The following is a 22138-nucleotide window of genomic DNA, read 5'->3' on the forward strand; positions in this document are numbered from 1 at the left end:
AGGACTGGATGTGAATAAGCCAGCCTCTCCAGGGAGCCCTTCGGCATTGGGGCCGGAGTTCGGATTGTCAACCAGGCCGGTCGCATTCGCAAGACCGGCGGCATAGAGAATCGGCCCTCCGCCTACGTCGCCATTGCTCCAGATCTCGCCGACGTAACCGCCGGGGCCGCCGATGTTGAACGCGACGCCAAAAATATCGAACTGGCCTCCGGAAAATGGATAAGTCACCTCGGGCAGATGGGTGATGGGGTTAAGGTCGAAACAGACCAGAGGAGAGTTTCCCGCCGGGTAGAACAGATCGTCGTAGGACAAGCCGCCGCTCGTGAACGCGATACTGGGGGTAGCCAGCGTGTTGTACACATACGACACCGGCGTGTACAACCCTGTAATCGCCCCGGAAACGCCGACGTTCGTATCCGAGAAGGTCCCGGTAATGCCGGTGATCTCAGACGCGCCAGGGTTTCCGGCGACAGCAGCATTCGAGGTCGAAATGATGCCGGAGGCGCTGACGCCGCTGCCGTTGAAAGAAAAGCTGAACTGATCGGCCCGCGCCGTCGGCGCAGCCACCAAGGCAGCAAGGACGGCAATCGCGGCCGGGAGAACGAACGGAAGGCGCGGAATTAGACGCGAGCGGGAATGAGACGTGCGAGTCCGACTCGTGGTTCCGATGGATAACTTCGATGTGCAAGGCATAGCTCTCATACTTCCTCCTGATGACTACAGAGATTTCTTGTTGCTGCTTCCGTCCGGTCCGGTTGGCGAAATGTTTTACACCGCGTCGGCCCGAATGTGTTGTGGAGATAGAGCAAAGCGCGAATGAGGGCTCAGGCGCAAGGCAGAACGGGTGAACTTCTGATGAAGAAGTGGTGAAGGTGTATTGCATTGATTGTGGGCGATTTATGCTGAGTCCGTGTGAGGGCAGGTATAGACTTTTCACTACGGACGGAAGGATGTATGGCCGCCACGGTCTATCAATTCGGCGACTTTGAGTTGGATTGCGAGCGATTCGAGCTGCGCCGTCGAGGTCGCGCACTACGTCTGGAACGAAAACCGCTCGAGATGCTCATCCTGCTGGCGGCGAGCGAAGGACGGCTGGTGATGCGTTCCGAGATTGCCCAGCACCTGTGGAACGGAGAGGTCTTCGTCGATACCGAGCACGGAATTAATACTGCCGCTCGCAAAGTTCGTCAGGCCCTTGGGGACAATCCCGATACGCCCCGCTTTCTCCATACCGTTCCCGGCAAAGGCTATCGCTTCGAAGGAGCTACGGCGAAGATTGACGCTTCGACAGCAGCAGGTACGCTGCCCGATGCTGAGGCGGGGAAGGGAATGCCAGTTGCAGCCCCCGCCCATTCGTGGCCCAAGCGGTGGGTCGTTGTCTTGTGCGGGGCGGTTGCTGCGGCCGTGGTCGCGGTACTGGCACTGAATGCGCGGGGCGGAAGCCTGTTCGACCACACGACGAGGCCGCCGGTCCACTCGCTGGCTGTGCTGCCGATTGAGAACCTCTCCGGTGATCCGGGCCAAAACTATCTTGCCGAGGGAATGACCGATGAGCTGACGACGATGCTGGCAAAAGATTCCACGCTGCGCGTCATCTCCCGGACCTCCGTCATGCAATACGAGGGCGTGCACCGTCCTGTGGCGGAGATTGCGCGTGAGCTGAATGTGGACGGCATCGTGGAGGGTTCCCTGGCGCGCTCGGGCGAGAACGTTCACGTGACGCTTCAGCTCATCGATGCACCTACAGATACCCATCTGTGGGCGGAGAGCTACGAACGCGGCGCAGACGACCTAGTCGCCCTTCCTGAAGACGCCGCGCGTTCGATCGCTCACGTGACTCGCAGCATGGTTGCCTTGTCTCCACCGCACAAGTATGTCAATCCGGCCGCTCATGATGCCTACCTTCATGGAAGGTACCTTTGGTTTTCGGAGAACAGCGAGGCGTCCGGCCAGTACTTTCTGAAGGCCACGGAGATTCAGCCCGACTATGCTGAAGCGTGGAGCGGGCTGGCGAACTACTATGGCATTCTGACCGTGGACGGCAGGAACGATCCGCGCGGCATCGTTGGTTTGCAGAAGGCGGCGGCTGAGAAGGCCATCGCGCTGAATGACTCGCTCGCAGAGGCGCACCTGGCCATGTCGGCAAGCGACTGGGTCGTGGACTGGGACCTGAATGCGGCCCTCAGCGAGGTGAACCGCGCGATCGAACTCGATCCGGGATTCGCGGAGGCTTACCATCTTCGCTGGAAGCTGCTGAGCATGTTGAATCGTCCGGACGAGGCTCTCCGTGATCAGCGCAAAGCGATGGAGCTTGATCCTTTTGAGCGGCCATGGGCCATGGCTCTTGCGCTCTGCTATGCGCGTCGATATGACGACTCCATTGCAGAGGCGCGACAGCGGCTGGAGGCCAGCCCGGATGACGCAATTCTGGAAGCTGTGCTTGCCCTGGCGTATCTCGGCAAAGGACTTCCGCGGCAGGCCGTGGAGGCGCAACAGCGATTTCTGATGCTCTCAAGGAAGGATGCCGCCGCAGAGTCTGTTGGCCGCGCTTTTGCTGAGGGCGGTTACAAGGCTGTGCTCCGATGGCAGATCGGTGACGCTGAGGCGCGTGGGCAGAAGCAATACGTTTCGCCTGTGACTCTCTCCGGCCTGTATGCGCAACTGGGCGACAAGAGGCGGGCGGTTGCTCTGCTCAACGAAGGAGTCGCGCAACACTCGCCGCAGCTGTTCGAAATCCAGAACGATCCATCGTTTGATGCTCTCCACACTGACCCGGGCTACCGCTCTCTCGTCCGCAAGATGGGCCTGCCCGCAGCGTACTGATCGCTTCTACTCGACGACTTGCATCAGGCGTTGCCAGAGGGCTTTGGTACCGGCGTCGGTTTTGGCGGAGACAGGGAGGATTTCGTCGACCTCGTGTGCCTTCTTCAGCGCGGCGACTGATTTGGCCAGGGCGTTGTTCGAGAGGCGGTCGGCTTTGGTGCCGACGACGAGGTAGGGGCGCTGCATCTGCTTGAAGAAGGTGATGAGCTGCGTGTCGCTGGCCTGCGGGGGGATGTTGGTGTCTACGAGGCAGATGCCGAGCGCCAGTGTGTCGCGCTCGGTGAGGTAGGGTTCGATGAACTGCGGCCACTCCGCGGAGATTGATTTCGAGATTTTGGCGTAGCCGTAGCCGGGCAGGTCGGCGAAGATGAGCGCCGGTTGAGTCTTCGCTCCTTGGTAGAGCGCGAAGAAATTGATGGCGCGCGTGCGGCCGGGTGTGGACGAGGTGTGCGCCTGCTTTGAGCCGAGCAGGGAATTGATGAGCGAGGACTTGCCTACGTTGGAGCGACCGAGGAATGCGATCTCGGGCGCGCCGAAGGTCTTCGACTCGGAAGGGAAGTGCGCGACGTCGGTCGCGGATAAGAGGAAGACTGGGTTCAGCCGCATAGGTTCAGTCTAAACGGCAAACGAAAGCGCCCGCCGCTGAGGACAGGCGCTTTTGTGTCGAGCGTCAGGCTATCTCCTGGTGACGGTGACGGGGGCAGTGAGGCGGAAGGTGATGAGCGACTCGGATGGAATAACGACGTCTTTGTTGCCGGTGTACGCAGCTCCTGCTGTACCGGCGCCGCCGCCGGCCAGTGCGCCGATCGCTGCTCCTTTGCCACCGCCGGCGAGGCCGCCGATGAGCGCGCCAAGACCTGCGCCTCCGCCGATCATCGCAGCCGAACGCTTGCCTTTGCCCTTGGCGGCTTTTTCGTACTCGGAGGTACTTACAGCGACGCCGTTAATGGACGAGACCTGAATGCCGAGATCGCCTGCGCCCTTAAAGCGCCCGCGTCCCTTGGCCGCGACAACGGTGCCTTCGACACGTGCACCCTGAGGAAAGATGGTGGTGCCGTCGGCAGTGGTGACGGGCTGTGCCAGCGCTCCGGAGAAGCTGTCACCAGCATTGTTACGGCTCGCGCTCAGCGTCTGAGTGATGGTGACTGCTACCCTTGTTCCCGCCGGAGCGGTGAGCCTGACGGGAACAGGCGCGGCTGGAACTGCGCGCTCGGCGGGCCTTGCCGCCGCTTGAGCGGGAGCAGCAGGCGCGGTTGCGGGAGTGGCCGCCGGAACCGCTGCTGAAGAAGCCGGGGCTGCGGATTGTCCTTCCTGAGCAGGAGCCGCAGGCTGGGCAGCGCTGGCCGCGGGGGCCGCTGCCGGTGCAGCCGGTTCGCTCTTTTTGCATCCGCTCATGGTGAGGGCGGCAGCTAGCATCAGGGCTGCTGAGAGGGTGGTCGCATTCATACGCATAGATCGTCTCCAGACTAGGTGGCGGGATGTCAAAACACAAAAAAACAAAGTGTTGGGTCAGAGGAATTGAATAGATAACCGGATAGATTGATTTTCACCGGCAAGAGTTGCTTGTTCGCCGCTTATGGTTCTGCTGCGGTTGCCACCTTAGCAGAACCTTCCGAGGGAATCAAAGGGGTTAATCTTTCTGCTGCCAAAACGGGCGCATCGGTCCCGCTTTGGCACATTAATGACCCAAAAGTGTTAAGTGGGATTTCAAAAGTCGCATAAGGATTTATGCGCCATCCACTCAAAGGTCGGTTATGCTCCAGAGTGAAAGTAGCGGTACGTGGTGTGGTGACGCATAAATCCAGTGCACGCAGTCTTTATGCGTCATCCACACGAAGAAGCGGTAGCGTCCATTGAAATCACGACACGAGTCCGAGAAGTGCCGATCGCTCCACGAGTCTATTCCAAACGCTCTCCCCTGCTCGACCCCTGGTACCCGAGCCACCTGTCCAGTTCTGCAAACCGTAGCATCCACCTTTCGGAGGGAACACCCATGAATGGCAACATCTTCGCCCGGCTAACGGGCACGAAACGAACTCTGGTTGCGCTGCTGGCCTCAGGTGCCATGTTGACAGCCGGTTGCTCCAATATGGCCACATCGTCGTCGGGAGGGGCCAATCCACTTGTGACGAGCGGAACACTCAAAGGCCAGGTCCATGGCGGCAATCAGGCCGTGTCCGGCGCGACCGTGAACCTCTACTTTGCCGGTCAGGCGACCAATGTGGCCGCCACGTTGGTTGCTACGACGACTACCTCCAACGACGGAACAGGCTCGTTCACCTTTGTGCAGAACACAACCTCGGCGGACAACGGAAGCGATAACACGTTCTCCTGCCCGACCAACGTTGGGTCGCCTCTGGTCTATGTGGTGGCGAAGGGCGGAAATACTCTGGGCGATGGCAATACGAGTGTTAACAATTCCGCCGCAGCGTTTATTGCCCTGTACGGATCGTGCAATGATCTGGGCGCGAACAGCTTTGTAGACATGACCGAAGTGACGACGGTTGCGACGATGGCCGTAGTTCAACAGTTCTTTGATCCCTCCAACTACAGCATTACGGCGGACGGCACAGGCCAGCAGTACAACATCATGCTGAACCTGCCCAAGACGGTCGCCCTGCTGGCGAACGTGAGCAATGGCACAGTGGCGGGCAATACAACAATTCCCGCGAGTACAAGCGGAGCCAATGGAGTTGGCGGTGTTTCCGTCACGGCTTCGCCGGAGACCAACAAGATCAATACGCTGGCGGATGCAATCTCGGCCTGCGTCAATAATGCGTCGGCTTCGGCAACGGCCTGCACCACCTTGTTTGCGGCTGCACAGCCTCCGGCGGCGAACGTTACCAACCGGCCCGATGGAACGGTCTTTGCTCCGGCCACGGACGTGGTCCAGGCGACGTACTACATCCTGACCAATCCGACGAACGGCGGCACGACCAACCTGAGCAACATCTACAACCTGGCCACGGGCGCCGGCGCGCCGTATCAGCCCACGCTGAGCGCGCAGCCGACGGACTGGAACATCGCCATCAACTACTCGAGCAGCAACACCTGCGGCAGCGGTTCCGGCGGGTTCATCAGCAGCCCGTATGACATCAACATCGACGCGCAGAACAACGTTTGGATTGCAAACTCGCAGGCGACGAAGGGTAACTTGTCGCAACTGCTGTCTTCAGGCGCGGCGAATACCTGCGTGATGCTCGGCGGCGCTTCCAATGGCGGAGCAACGCTCGACTCGAGCGGCAACGTCTGGGAGGCATCGACGGAGTCCAACAATCTCTATCGCTATAACCCCTCAAGCCAGGCGGTAACGGCGTTCCCCACGGCGTCCACTCCGCTTGCGGTTACGGCCGACGGACTGGGCAACGTCTACTTCACCTCCTCCGCGAACACCTCGCTCTATATGATCCCCGGGGCAGCAACGGCGAGCAGCGCGGTTGCACCTGTACAGATCTCGAGCGTTGTGGGTCCGAACCCGATCCGCACGATGCCTGACTACCAGGGGTGTACGGGAAACCCCGTTTGCGTTCCCAATCCTGTCAATATCTGGGTCTCCTCGGGAGCGGGTTTTGTGTCGAGGGTTTCACCGGCAACCTCGGGTCCGAACCTGCTGAACGGGTATTCGACGACAACCTTCTCCGTCGGCAATGCTGCCTATGGTCTGGCGGTCGCCGCCAACAACGACGTGGTGGTCTCTTCCGGCGGAGTAGACAATTACCTCGTCTACCTCAGCAAGGCCAACTCGTACGCTCCGGCCTGGACCAGTGCCGCAGGGTTTGCCGGTATCAGCAACCCGACCGGCATCTCGCTTGACGGTCGCGCCAACATTTGGGTCCCCAACAACACCGACCCGTCGGGCACTGTCGGCGGTCTGAGCGAAGTGAGTGCGGGCGAGAGCGCGCTTTCGCCTACCAGCACTGGCTTCCAGCGGCCCACTGCGTATCTGTCGAAGGGACGCGCCAGCGTTGTTGATCAGGCAGGCAATGTCTGGATCATCGGCGACGGAATGCCCAACTCGATTGACGAGCTGGTTGGCGCAGGCGTGCCGATCTTCCAGCCGTATGCGAAGGGTCTTTCCAACGGACGCTTCCAGCAGGTCCCATAACCAACCGTTCACCGTATGACGAAAGGCCCCGGGAACATCCGGGGCCTTTTTGTGTTCATCGTGGCTTATTGGTCTGCCAGATTGAAGACCCGCTCCATGGGGACCCACCACTGGTCCGTTCCGGACTGCGGAAGTTGCTGCTGAAAGCGGTGCATGATGGTCTCCCACTCCTGGACCTTCACATTGACGGCATCGGCGGCGGCCTTGGCCGACAGGGAGAACCGGTCGTTCACGTCCATGATCATGAACATGCGCGTACCCAGCAGGTAGATTTCCATTCCTTCGACACCTGCGTGGAAGAGGCTGTCCCTGATTTCGGGCCATATTTTGATGTGATATCGCTTGTATTCGGCTATGGCGGCCGGATCGTCCTTCAGATCCAGCGTTAAACAATGGCGTGGCATCGGCCCTCCTGTTTTACGGCGCGGCGTTGAGGTCCTCAAGGCCGCCGTTATCTGGAAGACTATCATTGTGGTTTCGCAGACCGTTTTCCCGGTTGGCGGCGCATCAAAATGTTTCAAAAAATATCTTTCCGCTGTCCGACCCAAAACGCGGTATGCTACCTTTGATACGGGTAATTTCAGCCTATGACAGATGCTTTTTGCCTGGAAAATAAAACAGCCCTGGTGACCGGCGGCGCAAGCGGGATTGGCGCGGCGACCTGCCGTGAACTTGCTCGCGCGGGCGCGCAGGTTCTGGTTGCCGATCTCAATCTTGCTGCGGCCGAGACTCTCGCATCCGAGTTGCCCCAGGCGAAGGCGGTTGCCATGGATGTGACCGATGCGGCCTCCATTGCCTCGGCGCTGCGTTCGATGAACCGGTTGGACATCCTGGTCAACAACGCGGGCATCGGACTGGTGGGAGACATTACGCGCACCTCGGAAGAGGACTTCGCGCGGGTGATGCGGGTGAACGTCAACAGCGTCTTCCTGGTGACGCAGGCTGCGTTTCCGCTGCTGCTGGCGTCGCGCGGCTCCATCGTCAATATCGGCTCGGTGGCCGGACTTGTTGGGGTAAAGCAGCGATTTGCCTACTGCGCCAGCAAGGGAGCGGTGCTCGCCATGACGCGCCAGATTGCCGTCGATTATCCGAAGGAAGTGCGCATCAACTGTATTGCGCCGGGCACGGTGCAGACGCCCTTTGTCGAGGGCTATCTGGAGAAGTACCATGCGCACGAAAAGGAGAAGGTACGCGCGGATCTGGTTGCGCGACAGCCTATCGGGCGGCTGGGCACGCCGGAGGACATCGCTTCGCTTGTTCGTTACCTCTGTTCGCGCGAGGCAGAGTTTATCAACGGTGCCGTGATCTCCATCGACGGCGGCTGGACCGCGGCCTGAGCCGGAAACCGAGTAGTTTGCAGGAAAGGGAAGCAGTTGAGCGAAATCATCATCACCGCCGTCCGAGTCATCGACCTTCGGTTCCCCACGTCACGCCATCATATCGGCTCCGACGCGGTCAACAAGGATCCGGACTATTCGGCAGCCTACTGTGTTCTTGAGACCAATACGAGCCTGGAGGGCCACGGTCTCACCTTTACGCTGGGGCGCGGCAACGATCTGGTCGAGCAGGCGGTCCGGTATCTCTCGCGCTACGTGGTCAACCGCTCGCTTAATTCGATTACCGAGGACCTTCGTGCGTTTGCACGCCTTCTGACGGACGATACGCAGTTTCGCTGGCTTGGGCCGGAAAAGGGTGTCATCCACCTGGCAACCGGTGCGTTACTGAATGCGGTCTGGGACCTGTATGCCCGCGCAGAGAAGAAGCCGCTGTGGCGACTGCTGGCGGAGATGGAGCCTTGCGAGGTCGTCAAGGCCGTCGACTTTCGCTACATCGACGACGCGCTGACGGAGCGGGAAGCCATCGAGATACTCGCCTCGCACCGCTCGACGCAGCGCGAGAGGCTCGCCGTGCTCGAACGGCAGGGATACCCGGCTTATACGACGTCGGCGGGGTGGTTTGGCTACAGTGAAGACAAGATACGGCGGCTTGCGAAAGAGGCACTGGCGGAAGGCTGGACGCACTTCAAGCTCAAGGTAGGGGGCGAGCCTGCGGACGATCTGCGCCGCGGCCATATCGTCCGCGAAGAGATTGGGTGGACGAATAAGCTGATGGTCGATGCCAACCAGAAGTGGGGCGTGCTGGAGGCGATTGATCGCACACGTCAGCTTGCCGAGCTGAAACCCTGGTGGATGGAAGAGCCTACGAATCCGGACGATATTCTGGGGCACGCGCGCATTCGGCGAGAGGTTCCCGAGGTGCGCGTCGCTACCGGCGAGCATGTTCACAACCGGATCATGTTCAAGCAGTACCTTCAAGCGGGCGCGATCGACGTGGTGCAGCTTGACTCCTGCCGCGTCGGCGGGGTGAACGAGAATCTGGCTATTTTGCTGATGGCCGCGAAATTCAAGGTGCCGGTCTGCCCACATGCGGGCGGCGTCGGACTTTGCGAGTATGTCCAACATTTGTCGGCCTTCGATTACCTTGCCGTGTCGGCTTCGCTCGACGACAGGGTCATCGAGTTTGTCGATCATCTGCACGAGCACTTCGTTACGCCGGTCCGTATTCGCAACGGCCACTATCTTCTACCCACCGAGCCGGGTTACAGTATCCAAATCAAGGAAGAATCTCTGGCTCGCTTTGCCTATCCTGATGGTGAAGCATGGCAGGAGACGATGCAGGTCCTAAGGAGCAACGGCAAGGCATGAAGCTCGTCACGTATACCACCAGCACCAACCCCAATCCAACACCGGGCGCACTTGTTCAGGAAGACTTTGTGGCCGACCTTACGGCGTTCGGCCACGCCTCCATTCTCTCGCTGATTGAGGCGGGGCCGCAGGCGCTCATCGACGCGCGCGCGAATGTTGCAAAACTATCGCGCATTCCACTGACAGGCGTTCGGCTGGTTGCGCCGATTCCGCGGCCGCCGCGCATCTTCGCCATTGGGCTGAACTATCAGAAGCACGCGGCGGAATCGAATATGCAGGTGCAGAAGGTGCCGACGGTCTTTCTGAAGCTCTCCAGCTCTGTCGTGGGGCCGGAGCATCCGATTGTTCTGCCGAAGATCTCCACGCAGCCTGATTATGAGGCCGAGTTTGGTGTTGTGATCGGCAAGCCGGGTTATCAGATTCCGGCTGCTCGGGCATTCGATCACGTTTTCGGCTACACCATTGTCAACGACGTGAGCGCGCGCGACATTCAGCTTGCGACGTCGCAGTGGACTCTGGGCAAGTCGTTCCCCACGTTTACTCCGCTTGGGCCGGCCATCACGACGGCCGATGAGGTGCCGGACCCTCATGCGCTGCGCATCTCGCTCACCATTAACGGCGAGACGCTACAGGACTCGAACACCAGCGATCTGATCTTTAAGATTCCTGCGCTGATTGAGCACCTCTCGCATTTGACTCCGCTCGAGGCGGGAGACATTATCAGCACAGGAACGCCGGAGGGCGTGGGGCTGGGGCGCAAGCCGCAGCGATGGCTGAAGCCCGGCGAGGATGTGGTGGTGACGATTGAGCGACTGGGGTCGCTGCACAATCGCACTGTTGCGGAATAAAACGCGACCTCACTCTTTCACAGGGGCATGATCGTAGCTGATCGCGCGCGTCACCTTCCAAACCCCGTCCTTGTTCTGCCACAGCGTGATGAACTTTGCTTCGCCGAGTTCGTCATCCAGTCCGGGATGCGTAAAGCGATGGACCCCAATCTCTACCGCGCCATATCCATGCAGCGGATACACCTCCATCGTGCCCTGCACCAGTTCGCGGTGAACTTTGCCGCAGATATTCTTCTTGATGGCCTCGATAAAGACCGCCTTACCGACCGATAAACCCGTCTTGTCGTGATAAAACTCAAGGTCATCCGACACCATGGCGCTCAGCGTCTCCAGATCGCAGTGGTTATAGGCATCGAATAATTGAGTATCCAGTGCCGACACCGTCTGAAATAGTGCGTCATGAACTGGTGTGCTCTTTGCTGTCGCAGCCTGAGCATCCATGCGCACAACCGGAGCGGCAAGCAAAGCCGGCACGATTAAAAGGATTCTCACCACGGATAGCTTGTTCATAAGGCCCCTTGGGTCTTTGAAATAGGAAGCCTTCTGAGGTACGTGAATACGCGGCCGGATGTTCCAGAGAACAGCTATGCTGCATAAGCCGAATGACAGCAGGCTCGCTTCCCGGCGCACACAAGAGGAGTAGTTCCTCGCTACACGACGACGACGCGCACTTGTTGTTCGCGGAAGGCCTCGACGAGGGCGGGATCGATGCTGTCGTCGGTGACGATGGTATCGATCTGCCGGGTGGAGCAGACGCTGGTGGGTGAGACCACGCCGAGTTTGCTGGCGTCGGCTACGGCGATGACCTGCTTGGTGTGCTTGACCATCTGAGCGAGAATCAGGGCCTCATCGGACTCGATGACCGTGAGGCCATGTTGCGGATGCAGGCCGCAGGCGCCGACGAAGAGCTTGTCGAAGAAGAGACGCTGAAGCGAGTCGTAGGCCGTGGCCCCTACCATGGAGAACGATCCTGGCCAGCGGATGGAACCTCCGGTGAGCGTGACGCGCGCGTTGGGCAGGCTGGAGAACTCCATGCCGATGTTCACCGCGCTGGTGACGATGTGAATGCCTTCGCGGTGGCGCAGGCTGCGTGCGACCTGCGTAGTCGTGGTGCCGGGAGAGATGGCGATGGTGTCGCCTTGATCGACCATCTCGGCGGCGGCGATGGCGATGCGGCGCTTCTCGTCGGCGAACCGCTCTTCGCGGAGGGGAAACGCGGCGTCGAACCGAAAGGGCTCGTAGGTCATCTTGCCGGCAAGTTCGACGCTGCCGTGTGCGCGGTGGACGAGACCGCGCTGTTCGAGCTTGATGAGGTCGCGTCTGACGCTGGCCGGTGAGGCTCCGACCGTGGCGGAGAGGTCGTCAACGCTGCTTTTTCCCTTTTGCAGCAGAAGGTGCAGAATCTGGTTTTCGCGTGCCTGGGTTTTGGGTGCCATGAACGTGCTTCCTGTACCTGTACTGTAGTGCAGCGGAGGCGAAAAAGTGAAACTTTTTATGCTTGCCAGCGAGATTTATGAGCAATTAGTCATTATTTCTGCACAAATATGACAATTTAGATTGACAACTGAGCATTTGAGTTTTTATGCTGCCCAACAGAATCCGAACAGCACTACGGCCAGGGCCAACGTGTAGACCTCTGCTTTTCGGCCGGGGCTGCCCTCCGTTCCTTCGGCTTCACACGATCTTTGGAGGCAGTATGAAGACAGCAATGCAAGGCAGATGTTTGAAGTGGTTTTCGGTCGTTGTGCTGGCGGCGGCGATGGCAGCTTTGCCTGCTGCGTGGGCCCAGACCGTCACCGGAGCCGTTACAGGCGAAGTCACCGATACCACCGGAGCCGTTATTCCCAATGCCCGCGTGATTGCCGAGAACACAGCCACGGGCGTGAAGACGGAGACGACGACGAACGCCGCGGGCGTCTACACGATTCGCTTTCTCCCCATCGGCCAGTATCAGGTTTCGGTCGAGGCGAGCGGATTTGCTACGCAGACGCTACCGCCGTTTGCACTGGAGATCGCCCAGACCGCGAAGTTCAACGTGCAGTTGAGCGCGGGCAGCGTAACGACGACGGTGCAGGTCTCGGCGGAGGCAGCTCCCATCCTCAATACCAATGACGACACGCTGAGCGGCACATTTACGGCGAACGCCATCCAGAACTTCCCGCTGAACGGGCTCGACTTCTCTGCGCTCACGCTCTACGTTCCAGGTGCGGTGAGCACGGCTGGTACAGGAGGGACTACCAGCTTCGAGCGCAGCACGTATTTTACGGACTCAGTCAACCTGAACGGCAACCGCGCGCAGGCGAACAACTACACGCTGGACGGTATCGACATGAACGAGACGTTCAACAACCTGATCTCGTACAGCCCGGCCCCCGATGCACTGCAGGAGATCAAGGTACTGACGGCGAACTCGCCTGCGGACTACGGCAACGTCAACGGAGCAGGTGTGGTGAGCGTGCTTAAGACCGGCACGAACAGTTTTCACGGTTCGGCCTACGGCTATGTTCAGGACTACAAGATGAACGCCAACTCGTGGCAGAACAACAACCAGACTCCGCACATCGCAATTAATCCGTTCTCGCAGGACCAGTTCGGCGGAACGCTGGGCGGCCCGATCGTGCGTAACAAGTTGTTCTTCTTTGTGGATTATCTGGGCTCTCGTTACCACAAGGGAGGCATTGGGTCTGCCAGCGTCTTCACGCAGGCCATGCGCAATGGAGACTTCTCTGTGCTGCTGCAGGGTGGAAATTCGATTCAACTGTACGATGCGCTCAATCACTTTGCTCCCTACACGGGAGACACGGGGATTCCGATTACCAATCCTGTAGCGAAGTTTCTGTTCAGCAATCCCAAGCTGTATCCGCTGCCCAACGCGACGCCGACGGATGGAATTGTGAACAGCAATTATCAGGCGGCAACGCGCACCTACCGGGCCAACAACCAGGGAGATGTGAAGATCGAATATGATCTGCGGCCCGAGGACAGGTTCACCGGCTTTTATGCCATGTCCACGGCCTATGATGGAACGACCCCTGTGCTGGCTATCAGTTTCAATGGAGTGAATCTGTATCCAACGAAGCTGTTCGGCGTGAGCTGGGTGCATACGTTCTCTCCCGCGCTGATTAACTCGGCCCGGATCGGATTTACGCGCACGGTCTGGGCGCAGAACTTCCCGATCGACTCGACCGGCATCTTCGGCAACTCCGGAAACTCGAAGGTGGGGATCAGTTTTCCGAACCAGGCGTTTGCGGGCTACTCCGGCCAGAGCATTAACGGTGGTATCTTCGCGGGCGGCAATCCGGTGTACGGCGGCGGTTTGATTGACAATACCTACAGCTACATCGACAACCTGACGTGGCAGCGGGGTCGTCACCTGCTGAGCATCGGCGCAGAGGCGCTGCGGTATCAGAACAACTATCCGACAGCAAACAACAACGGCTACCTTGGATCGCTGACCTACAACGGCAACTATACGAAGAGCCCCAACGACGCCAACTCCGGCTATGGCGGAGCGGATTTTCTGCTGGACCGAGTCAGCTCTGTGGCCGCGACCCTGGCCAGCGTGAATGTGGGACAGCGCCAGTGGCGGGTTGCCGGGTTCATCAACGACGACTTCAAGATGCTGCCCTCGCTGACGCTGAACTTCGGCATTCGCTATGAGTTCGACCAGCCATGGATCGAGTCGAACAACAAGACGGGCAACATCGACGAGGCCACCGGTCAGGTGTTGTATGCGCACGCGGTGCCGGCGGGAGCCCCTGCGGGCTCGGGGCTGTGCAGCAATCGTGGATGCTACGACAACAACTATCGTCAGATCATGCCGCGGTTCGGATTTGCGTATCAGGCGACGCCACGGTGGGTGTTGCGCGGCGGCTATGGCGCGACCAGCTTCTTTGAAGGCAATTCTTCCAATCAGCGTCTAACGTCGATTACGCCGTTCATTCAGGCGATCAATGTGAACCTGACGCAGCCGACGCTCACCGACGTTCCGACCCCGCTGAAAGCTGAGACGGCGTTTCAGTCGCCGAGCAGCAATGGCGGCACGTTTAACGTGTATCCGAAGAACATGCAGCCTGCGTATGTGCAGGAGTGGAACCTGACGACGGAGTATGCATTGTCGAACACGCTCTCGCTTCAGGTCGGGTATCTGGGAGAGAAGGGAGACCACATCGAGGACTACGGCAACCTGAATCAGTATCGGGTGAACGGCGACCCGACCTCGGCGCCGTACTACAACAACAAGTACATCGGCGTGAACTCGGTGCTGGGCATCGGTTCGAACTCGCTGCTCGTAACTGAGTCGCGCGCGATGATGAACTACAACGCGCTTCAGGCGATTCTGCGGCAGCGGCTGAGCCATGGGCTTGAGTACACGCTGAACTATACCTACGGTAAGGCGATGACGAACAGCCTGGGGAACTATGCGCTGCTTGTCAACGGCTACAGCGGCGCGTTCCAGAACTACTACGACAGCGGCGCCGACTATGGTCCGGCTGGCTACGATGTAACTCATAACGTTTCCGGCAATATGACCTATGCACTGCCTGTGGGCCGTGGCAAGGAGTATCTGAACGGCGCTAATCGTATCGTGGATGAAGTTGTCGGCGGATGGCGGCTGGGCGTAAGCGGGGTGGCGTACTCGGGCTTCCCGGAGACGCTGACGACGGGCGTCAATAACAACTCGAACAGCTATGGCTCTGTGCGGCCAAATCAGTACAGAAGGCTGAAGGTCGTGCATCGTTCGATCAACAACTGGTTCGGGACCGATCCGTCTGCAACGCCCTGCACCACGCCGGGCGTGGACAACGGTGTCTGCGCGTTCGGCGCTCCTGCAAACAACACCTTTGGCAACTCCCGGAACGGCGCTGTTCGCGGCCCGGGATACCTGAACGTGGACACGTCCGCGATGAAGGACTTCCACACCTTCCGGGAGCAGTCGATCGGCTTCCGTTTTGATGCCTTCAATGCGTTCAATATCGTGAGCTACGGCAACCCGGATACCGGCATCAATGACACGGGCTTCGGCCAGATTGGGCCGCAGAATCAGATTCGTTCGACGGAGCGGCACCTGCAATTTTCTCTGCATTATCTGTTCTAGCTGCTTCGAACTCGCAAATTGCTCCATCAATCTGTCACACTGATTGCGCAGGGCCCCGGCTCTGCGCAATCCTTTGTAGGGCGCATGATTTCCAAGAGACCTGTTGGATGAGGAGTGATCGTTGGCGTTTTATCTCGGCGTAGATGCTGGAGGAACCAAGACACAGTATGTTTTGGCGGACGAGCAGAAAGAGCTGGCGCGCGTGCAGGGCGGCACGATTAAGCGGATGCGCGCCGATGAGGCGGTGACGACACGCAATCTGGACGGGGCGCTTGCTGAGTTGGCGTCGCTGGCGGGCGTTTCGATGCAGTCGGTGACGCGGACGTGCATCGGCGCGGCGGGCATCACGGTGCCGCTGGTCACGGATTGGATGCGCGAGGCGTTTGGCAAGCGTGTGGGCGGCTCGCTGATTCTGGTTGGTGATGTAGAGATTGCGCTGGACGCAGCATTCTTCGGCGGCGCGGGCGTGCTTGTGCTGGCGGGAACGGGATCGAATGTGGCGGGACGTTCTCCGCTGGGCAAGCTGACGACTGCGGGCGGGTGGGGGCCGGTGCTCGCCGATCAGGGATCGGGGCATCGCATTGGGTATCAGGCGCTGCGCGATGCTTTTCTCGCGCGCGATGAAGGGCGCGATACGGCACTGATGCCGGCGATTCTGAAGCTGTGGGACCTGCCCGATGTCGAGGGGTTGGTCGCCTATGCCAACAGAATTCCCGCACCCGACTTCAGCAGGCTTGCGCCGGTGGTCGTTGCGTGCGCGGAGCAGGGCGATGCGGTTGCAGAAGGCGTTTTGCGGCGCGAGGCGGAGGAACTTGCGCACCTGGTTCATCTGGTGATTGATCGGTTGCGGCGTGATGCTCCGGGGCCTGAGTGGCTTCCGCGTATCGCTTTTACGGGCAGCATCCTCGAACGTGTTCTCGCTGTGCGTGAAGGCATTGTCGAGGTGCTGAAGCAGGATTTTCCGTCGCTTGAAACTTTTCCCGGGGTAGTCGATCCGGTACTCGGTGCGCTGTGGCGCGCTCGCACTCACGCATCACGCTAACCAAAGGAGCGTTGTTCGATGTGGAGAAGCATTCTTGGTAAGGCTGCACTTGCGGCTGCTTTGGCTTGTGGTGTGTCGCCGCTCGTCTGTGCGCAGAACTTTCCGGACATCAGGCCGACGGCGCAGCAGACTGCGTGGCAGGACCTGGAGTTCGGCGTCATCATTCACTTCGGCACGAATACGTTTCTGAACCGTGAGTGGGGCGACGGCACGGCGAGTCCGTCGGTCTTCAATCCGAAGCAGTTCGATCCGGACCAGTGGATGGAGGCGATCAAGGCTTCGGGTGCGCGGTATGTCGTGATGGTCGCCAAGCATCACGATGGGTTCTGCCTGTGGCCGACCGAGCAGACGAACTACAGTGTGAAGAGCAGTCCATGGAAGGACGGCAAGGGCGACGTGGTGGGCGAAGTTGCGGCTGCGGCTCGGCGGCATGGGCTGAAGTTCGGCGTGTATCTTTCACCGTGGGACAGGCACGAGCCGAAGTATAAGGACTCGGCTGCTTATGACGAGTACTACAACGCGGAGCTGACGGAGCTGGCGACGCGGTACGGCGACCTGGTCGAGTTCTGGCTCGATGGGGCGGGCAGCGGCGGACATGTGTACAACTTTCCGAAGATCATTGAGACGCTGCGGACGTACCAGCCGAACACGATCGTCTTTGCGGATGTGGGGCTGTTTGAGTATGGTGACGCGCGATGGGTGGGCAATGAGGCAGGGAAGATTGATTACGAGAACTGGAATGTGATCGACCGGCACGGCTATCTGCGGTGGCGGCCGGTGGAGGCGGACACTCCGCTGCACAAGCTGCACTGGTTCTGGCATCCGAACGATACGGCTTCGCTGAAGAGCGTGAGTGAGCTGGTGGATATTTATGAGAACACGGTTGGGCGCGGCGGTCAGTGGATGCTTGGCGTCGCTCCGGATGATCGGGGGTTGCTGCCGGATGCCGATGTGGCGCGGCTGAAGGAGTTGGGGGCGGCGATTCGGGCGCGGTACTCAGACAATCTGCTGCGCGGGCATCTGTTTCAAGATGCGAATACTGAGGCGGCGCTCGATGGGGACGAGGCGACGTTCTGGAGTGCTCCGGCGGGCGCGGCCTCGTCGGTGATGGAGGTCCGGATGCCTCGTCCGATTACCTTCAACAGCGCGATGATGATGGAGTGGCTGAACGATGGGCAGGCTGTTCAGCGATACCGCATCGAGGCATGGGTGGGTGGGGCGTGGAAGACGGTGGACTCCGGTGAGGCGATTGGTCACAAGAAGATCGATCACTTTGCTCCGGTGACTGCGGAGCGGGTGAGGCTGCATATTCTGTCGAGCGTGGGGACGGCGCGGATTCGGGAGTTTCAGCTCTTCCGGCTACCCTGACCCCCCTCCCCCTATTAGATACTCAAAATACTTTGAACAAAGGACTTAGGTCTGGACTATCTGCGCACGTTTCGTGCCAAAGTCAATGCGAAGGCCCGGCGGTTGCCGGGCCTTTTTACTCTCTGTTTTAAGTATAGCGGGCTGGGGAAACTCGACCGCCAGTTTTGAGATGTTTTTTGGGGTTCTTCCCACCGTCAGAGGGTGTTCATTCCCACCCTGCGTTTGTGGTGGAATGGAAACGCAGATTCCCTTCGGGAATGACAAACAAAAAAGAATGACACACAAATAGGCTGCGGAATGGAAATGCAGCTGCGGGGTGGAAATGCTATGGGGCGGTGGGTGATTTGGGGGGCTCCTGGGATTTCTGGTCGGCGGTGCGCTTTTTGCGTTTCACGGGAGGGGCGGCGCTGGGTGGGCGCTGCTTGCCGTTGCCATTCCTCTTTTTGTCGGCGGTTTCGACGACGGCGCGCATCCAGTAGTTGCCTTCGGCGTCTACTTCGATGCCGTGGACCTCGCGCTCGAAGCCGGGGAACCGTTTGCCGAACTCCTCGGTGGCGAGGATGAGGCGGATGACCGGGCTGTCGGGGGCGCCGAGCCGTTCGCCGGGCATGCACATGGGGATGCCGGGAGGGTAGGGAACCAGCATGACGGCTCCGATGCGGCCGGGCATCTCGGTGAAGCGAATCTTTTCGGTCTCGTTGCGGAGGAGCTTTTGATAGGTTTGCGCCGGGGTGAGGACGGGGTCGAAGTCTTCGTCGCAGGCGTCGCCGACGAGGGTGGGCAGGTTCAGCTCGACCATGGCGGCGTGCATCTGGTCAGAGAGATCTTTGAGCGTGACGTTGCGGTAGCGCACGGGATATTTGGCGACGAGTTCGGGCAGGGCCTCTTCGAGCGGAGCTTCGCTGTCGTAGAGGCGCTTGAACTCGAAGAGGTTTTCGAGCAGGCTTCCCCACTTGCCTTTGGAGGTTCCGACGGAGAAGAGGACGAGCACGGTGTAGTCGCCGGTGCGTGCGATCTCGACGCGGCGTGAGTCGAGGAATTCGGTGAGGATGGCGGCGGGAATACCCCAGTCGGCGACCTTGCCCTGGGCGTTGACGCCGGGCATGAGGATGGTGACTTTGGTGGGGTCCAACATGCAGTAGTCGTCGGCGATGTCCTCGTCCTGGAAACCGTGCCAGTCTTCGCCGGGTTTGAGCGCCCAGCAGCCTGGGCTGTTGGCGAGAAGATCGTCGCCGGCTTCTTCGAAGAGGTGTGTCTTGCCGTCGGTGGGGTCTGTGACCTGCTCGGGCTGGAAGAGGCGGAAGAACCAGCCGTCGCCGTCGCCGGAGGAGCGGAGGCGGTGGGCGACCGAGGACATGGCCTTGCGGAAGCTGATGGCGTCCTGAATGGTCTCGTCCATGAGGGTGGGACCGGCGGGCTCGTCCATCATGGCGGCGGCGACATCGAGCGAGGCGATGAGGGGATAGAACGGCGAGGTGGTGCCGTGCATCATGAACGACTCGTTGAACTGGTCGAACTCGAGCGGCGCGCGCGGGCTGAGCTTGATGTGGACCATCGAACCCATGGAGAAGGCGGCGAGCATCTTGTGCGTGGACTGCACGGAGAAGATGGTGGGACGCTCGGGCATGTCGTCGGGTACGTCCATGGCGAAGCGTCCGCGATAGATCTTGTGGAACTTGGCGTAGGCATACCAGGCTTCGTCGAAGTGGACGCGCGGGACGGATTTGGAGAGCTCTTCGACGACGCGGTTTACGTCGTAACAGAGACCGTCGTAGGTGGAGTTGGTGACGACGGCGTAGGTTGGGTTCTGGTTGGCAATGCCTTTGGTGATGGGGCTTTTGTCGATGAGGCCGCGGATGAAGTCGGGCGCGAAGCGTTTGATGGGCACGAGGCCGATCATGCCGTAGCCGTTGCGCGTGGGCTTCATGTAGACGGGGCGGGCGCCGGTGACGGTGAGCGAGTGGCAGATGGACTTGTGGCAGTTGGCGTCGGCGAGGACGATGTCGTCCTGTGCGATGACGCCGTGGCCAATGATCTGGTTCGAGGTGGAGGAACCGCCGAGGACGAAGAAGGTCCAGTCTGCTCCGAAGATGCGCGCGGCGTTGCGTTCGGATTCGCCCGGAGGCCCGAGATGGTCGAGCCAGGAGCCGAGCTGCGAGGTCGAGATGCCGAGGTCGGAGCGAAGGAGATTTTCGCCGAAGAACCGCTGGAACTCCATGCCGACGGGGTGTTTGAGGTAGGCGACGCCGCCCATGTGGCCGGGCGCGTCCCACGAGTAGGCTCCCTGGTCGGTGTACTTTTTCAGTTCGCGGAAGTAGGGCGGGAGCAGTTGCTCGTGGTACCGCTCGACGGCGAAGTCGACGCGGTTGGCGATGAAGGCGGGAGTGTCGCCGAAGAGGTGGATGTACTCGTGGACCTGCTTGACGACTTCGAGGGGAAGCTCGCTGACAAGGGTGCGGTCGGCAATGAGGAAGATGGGGATTTTTTTGTTGCGATGGCGGACGGCGCGGAGGACTTTGAGCGCGGCGTATTCCTCGAACTGGCCCTCGCCTTCGAGGTCCCAGTCGAGCAGGATCGCCGAATAGGATGGGTCCGACGTGACCAGCGAAAGGCCATCTTCGGGTGTCGAGGTACGGACGAGATCGTAGCCTTCCAGCTTGATGGCTTCGACGAGCCGCTCCATGGCGCGGTCGGAGACGGAATCTGTGCCGCCAACCTCGCTCGCAATCAGTAAAACCCAACGCCCTTCGCTCATCCCACCTCGCTCACTTCCGGTTCTATGTTACAGGCATTCGGCGGTGGATATGTCTGTGCGGAACGGAGGAATTTCTGCTGCGGGCTGCGGAGTGGGAGAATGGTTGGGATGTGAGGCGGACGGCGGTCAAGGAGATGCGATGGTACAGCGCGTGGTGGTTGCGGCTCTCGTGATTGCGGCTTCCGGAGCGATGATGGGGCAGGCCACTGCTGCTTCTGCGACTCCCCGGCCTGCGAAGACATTTGAAGTGGCACGGCGGTTCGGGAGCAGCTTGGCCTGACGCTGGTGGCGACGAAGGGGCCGGTGGAGGCGTTGGTGATCGACAAGGCGGAGCGGCCTTCGGCGAATTAGTGTTCTGAGTCTGAACCGGGTGCATTTACGCGGCGAACAAACCGCAGGTCCTTCGACTAGGTTCGGCGCAAAAGACGCGCCAAACTTCGCTCAGGATGACAAGCTCGTTTGTGGCACGAATTTTAGATTCAGGAGGCGGGTTGGCTTGCGCAATGTACTGCGATCGAGCGTGGCTTAGAAATGGCGGGTGAGTTCTGCGAAGGCGGCGAGTTCGAGCAGCTTGCGGCTGGCGGGTGGATGGTTGATGTTTTCGCGTTCGAGGGCCCAGGTGAAGTCGTGCGGGATGAAGATGGCGTTAAGGCCGGCGGCGAAGGCTGGGTTGATGTCGGACTTCGGGCTGTTGCCGATCATCCACGTGGTGTCGGCCTCGCAGGCGTGGTGTCTGGCAAGACTGCGGTAGGCGGCGTGATGCTTTTCGGGCAGCACTTCGACGGCGCTGAAGTGTGCGGAGAGACCGGAGCGGCGGAGCTTGTCGGTCTGCTCGTCGTGGTCGCCTTTGGTGACGAGGATGAGGCGGTGGCGGGTGGCGAGTTCGGTGAGCGTTGGCTCGACGTTGGGCATCAGCTCGATCTGCTGATCGGCGATGGACTGGGCGAAGCTGACGATACGCTTGTGCTTGTCGGAAGGAACGGGCTGGCCGGTGAGCTGCTCGAAGCAGTCGATGAGCGACTGGCGAAAACTGGTGAGTCCGTAGCCGCGTTTGGCGATGGTGGTGTGTTCGCAGCGGTTGAGGTGCTCGCGGACCTGCTCGGCGGTGAAGACGCGGTGGTTGAGGTAGGAGATGAAGGAGGAGATGGCCCGCTCGAAGTAGATGTTGTTCTCCCAAAGGGTGTCGTCGGCATCGATGAGGAGCGTCTGGCCGGCGGGGTAGCGGGAGTGGCGGGCGGTAGTCACAAAGGGATTATAAGTCCTCTCGGATGACCCGCTTGTGGGATGTCAGGTGGCCTTGTGGATATGAAAAATTGGGTACTGATGACCGGGCGGCGGCCCGGTGCGATGCCTGCTGGGCTGGTTCGGGCCGTGATGTGGACATCTTCGCTTTG

Annotated in this window: 18 protein-coding genes; 10 read left to right on the forward strand and 8 right to left on the reverse strand. The window is 60.1% G+C overall.

What is annotated here, in order from left to right:
* A partial coding sequence (locus tag VFU66_RS01100; protein ID WP_326444382.1) for a hypothetical protein occupies positions 1-567 on the reverse strand: 567 nt, incomplete at its 3' end.
* Positions 568-954: 387 nt separating this feature from the next.
* Between VFU66_RS01100 and VFU66_RS01105 the strand changes: the two genes are divergently transcribed.
* Positions 955-2823, forward strand: coding sequence for a winged helix-turn-helix domain-containing tetratricopeptide repeat protein (locus VFU66_RS01105; protein WP_326444383.1), 1869 nt, complete (start codon positions 955-957; stop codon positions 2821-2823).
* Between the two features lie 6 nt (positions 2824-2829).
* Here the strand turns inward: VFU66_RS01105 and yihA are convergent, their stop codons facing one another.
* Positions 2830-3429 (reverse strand): ribosome biogenesis GTP-binding protein YihA/YsxC, encoded by a 600-nt coding sequence (gene yihA / locus VFU66_RS01110; protein WP_326444384.1) that lies wholly within the window; start codon positions 3427-3429, stop codon positions 2830-2832.
* 69 nt (positions 3430-3498) lie between these two features.
* On the reverse strand, positions 3499-4269 hold the full coding sequence (locus VFU66_RS01115) for a hypothetical protein (protein ID WP_326444385.1): 771 nt from the start codon (positions 4267-4269) through the stop codon (positions 3499-3501).
* 547 nt (positions 4270-4816) lie between these two features.
* Between VFU66_RS01115 and VFU66_RS01120 the strand changes: the two genes are divergently transcribed.
* Complete coding sequence (locus VFU66_RS01120) at positions 4817-6928, forward strand: hypothetical protein (RefSeq protein ID WP_326444386.1); 2112 nt, start codon at positions 4817-4819, stop codon at positions 6926-6928.
* Between the two features lie 65 nt (positions 6929-6993).
* Here VFU66_RS01120 and VFU66_RS01125 read toward each other — a convergent pair whose 3' ends face one another.
* The gene (locus VFU66_RS01125) at positions 6994-7449 is read right to left on the reverse strand and encodes an L-rhamnose mutarotase (protein ID WP_326444387.1); all 456 of its coding nucleotides are present in this window, start codon (positions 7447-7449) and stop codon (positions 6994-6996) included.
* A 66-nt stretch (positions 7450-7515) separates the two neighbouring features.
* Here VFU66_RS01125 and VFU66_RS01130 point away from each other — a divergent pair, with 66 nt between their 5' ends.
* Genes VFU66_RS01130 through VFU66_RS01140 form a run of 3 tightly spaced genes read left to right on the forward strand, consistent with a single transcriptional unit; the run spans position 7516 to position 10481 of the window.
* Positions 7516-8265 carry an SDR family NAD(P)-dependent oxidoreductase gene (locus VFU66_RS01130; protein ID WP_326444388.1) on the forward strand — a complete coding sequence of 250 codons (750 nt, stop codon included), beginning with the start codon at positions 7516-7518 and terminating at the stop codon, positions 8263-8265.
* 36 nt (positions 8266-8301) lie between these two features.
* A complete protein-coding gene (locus tag VFU66_RS01135; protein WP_326444389.1) occupies positions 8302-9633 on the forward strand; it encodes an enolase C-terminal domain-like protein in 1332 nt (443 codons plus the stop codon).
* Positions 9630-10481, forward strand: coding sequence for a fumarylacetoacetate hydrolase family protein (locus VFU66_RS01140; protein WP_326444390.1), 852 nt, complete (start codon positions 9630-9632; stop codon positions 10479-10481). Before VFU66_RS01135 ends, VFU66_RS01140 begins: the two co-directional genes overlap by 4 nt.
* Positions 10482-10490: 9 nt before the next feature.
* Here VFU66_RS01140 and VFU66_RS01145 read toward each other — a convergent pair whose 3' ends face one another.
* Together VFU66_RS01145 and VFU66_RS01150 are read right to left on the reverse strand one after the other, a co-directional pair.
* The gene (locus VFU66_RS01145; protein WP_326444391.1) at positions 10491-10973 is read right to left on the reverse strand and encodes a nuclear transport factor 2 family protein; all 483 of its coding nucleotides are present in this window, start codon (positions 10971-10973) and stop codon (positions 10491-10493) included.
* Between the two features lie 158 nt (positions 10974-11131).
* A complete protein-coding gene (locus VFU66_RS01150) occupies positions 11132-11917 on the reverse strand; it encodes a DeoR/GlpR family DNA-binding transcription regulator (RefSeq protein WP_326444392.1) in 786 nt (261 codons plus the stop codon).
* A gap of 260 nt (positions 11918-12177) precedes the next feature.
* Between VFU66_RS01150 and VFU66_RS01155 the strand changes: the two genes are divergently transcribed.
* The 3 genes from VFU66_RS01155 to VFU66_RS01165 all read left to right on the forward strand — a co-directional run bounded on the left by VFU66_RS01155 (position 12178) and on the right by VFU66_RS01165 (position 17989).
* Entirely contained in the window at positions 12178-15579 is a 3402-nt protein-coding gene (locus tag VFU66_RS01155; RefSeq protein ID WP_326444393.1) for an outer membrane beta-barrel protein, read from the forward strand.
* A 121-nt stretch (positions 15580-15700) separates the two neighbouring features.
* Positions 15701-16621, forward strand: coding sequence for an N-acetylglucosamine kinase (locus tag VFU66_RS01160; RefSeq protein ID WP_326444394.1), 921 nt, complete (start codon positions 15701-15703; stop codon positions 16619-16621).
* An 18-nt stretch (positions 16622-16639) separates the two neighbouring features.
* Positions 16640-17989 (forward strand): alpha-L-fucosidase, encoded by a 1350-nt coding sequence (locus tag VFU66_RS01165; RefSeq protein ID WP_326444395.1) that lies wholly within the window; start codon positions 16640-16642, stop codon positions 17987-17989.
* Positions 17990-18314: 325 nt separating this feature from the next.
* Here VFU66_RS01165 and VFU66_RS01170 read toward each other — a convergent pair whose 3' ends face one another.
* Positions 18315-20744 carry an Orn/Lys/Arg family decarboxylase gene (locus VFU66_RS01170; RefSeq protein WP_326444396.1) on the reverse strand — a complete coding sequence of 810 codons (2430 nt, stop codon included), beginning with the start codon at positions 20742-20744 and terminating at the stop codon, positions 18315-18317.
* A 139-nt stretch (positions 20745-20883) separates the two neighbouring features.
* Between VFU66_RS01170 and VFU66_RS01175 the strand changes: the two genes are divergently transcribed.
* Together VFU66_RS01175 and VFU66_RS01180 are read left to right on the forward strand one after the other, a co-directional pair.
* Positions 20884-21024: a hypothetical protein gene (locus VFU66_RS01175; RefSeq protein ID WP_326444397.1), complete on the forward strand. Its 141-nt coding sequence runs from the start codon at positions 20884-20886 to the stop codon at positions 21022-21024.
* A 5-nt stretch (positions 21025-21029) separates the two neighbouring features.
* Entirely contained in the window at positions 21030-21095 is a 66-nt protein-coding gene (locus VFU66_RS01180) for a hypothetical protein (protein ID WP_326444439.1), read from the forward strand.
* 174 nt (positions 21096-21269) lie between these two features.
* Here the strand turns inward: VFU66_RS01180 and VFU66_RS01185 are convergent, their stop codons facing one another.
* On the reverse strand, positions 21270-21989 hold the full coding sequence (locus VFU66_RS01185) for an HAD family hydrolase (protein ID WP_326444398.1): 720 nt from the start codon (positions 21987-21989) through the stop codon (positions 21270-21272).
* Positions 21990-22138: the final 149 nt, after the last annotated feature.

The sequence above is a fragment of the Edaphobacter sp. genome, from assembly GCF_035763405.1.
Taxonomy (GTDB): domain Bacteria; phylum Acidobacteriota; class Terriglobia; order Terriglobales; family Acidobacteriaceae; genus Edaphobacter.

Coding starts and splice junctions, on each gene's coding strand:
- VFU66_RS01115 (WP_326444385.1), bottom strand. CDS start 4,269: ATGAATGCGACCACCCTCTCAGCAGCCCTGATGCTAGCTGCCGCCCTC.
- VFU66_RS01120 (WP_326444386.1), top strand. CDS start 4,817: ATGAATGGCAACATCTTCGCCCGGCTAACGGGCACGAAACGAACTCTG.
- VFU66_RS01170 (WP_326444396.1), bottom strand. CDS start 20,744: ATGAGCGAAGGGCGTTGGGTTTTACTGATTGCGAGCGAGGTTGGCGGC.
- VFU66_RS01165 (WP_326444395.1), top strand. CDS start 16,640: ATGTGGAGAAGCATTCTTGGTAAGGCTGCACTTGCGGCTGCTTTGGCT.
- VFU66_RS01175 (WP_326444397.1), top strand. CDS start 20,884: ATGGTACAGCGCGTGGTGGTTGCGGCTCTCGTGATTGCGGCTTCCGGA.
- VFU66_RS01130 (WP_326444388.1), top strand. CDS start 7,516: ATGACAGATGCTTTTTGCCTGGAAAATAAAACAGCCCTGGTGACCGGC.
- yihA (WP_326444384.1), bottom strand. CDS start 3,429: ATGCGGCTGAACCCAGTCTTCCTCTTATCCGCGACCGACGTCGCGCAC.
- VFU66_RS01140 (WP_326444390.1), top strand. CDS start 9,630: ATGAAGCTCGTCACGTATACCACCAGCACCAACCCCAATCCAACACCG.
- VFU66_RS01155 (WP_326444393.1), top strand. CDS start 12,178: ATGAAGACAGCAATGCAAGGCAGATGTTTGAAGTGGTTTTCGGTCGTT.
- VFU66_RS01105 (WP_326444383.1), top strand. CDS start 955: ATGGCCGCCACGGTCTATCAATTCGGCGACTTTGAGTTGGATTGCGAG.
- VFU66_RS01150 (WP_326444392.1), bottom strand. CDS start 11,917: ATGGCACCCAAAACCCAGGCACGCGAAAACCAGATTCTGCACCTTCTG.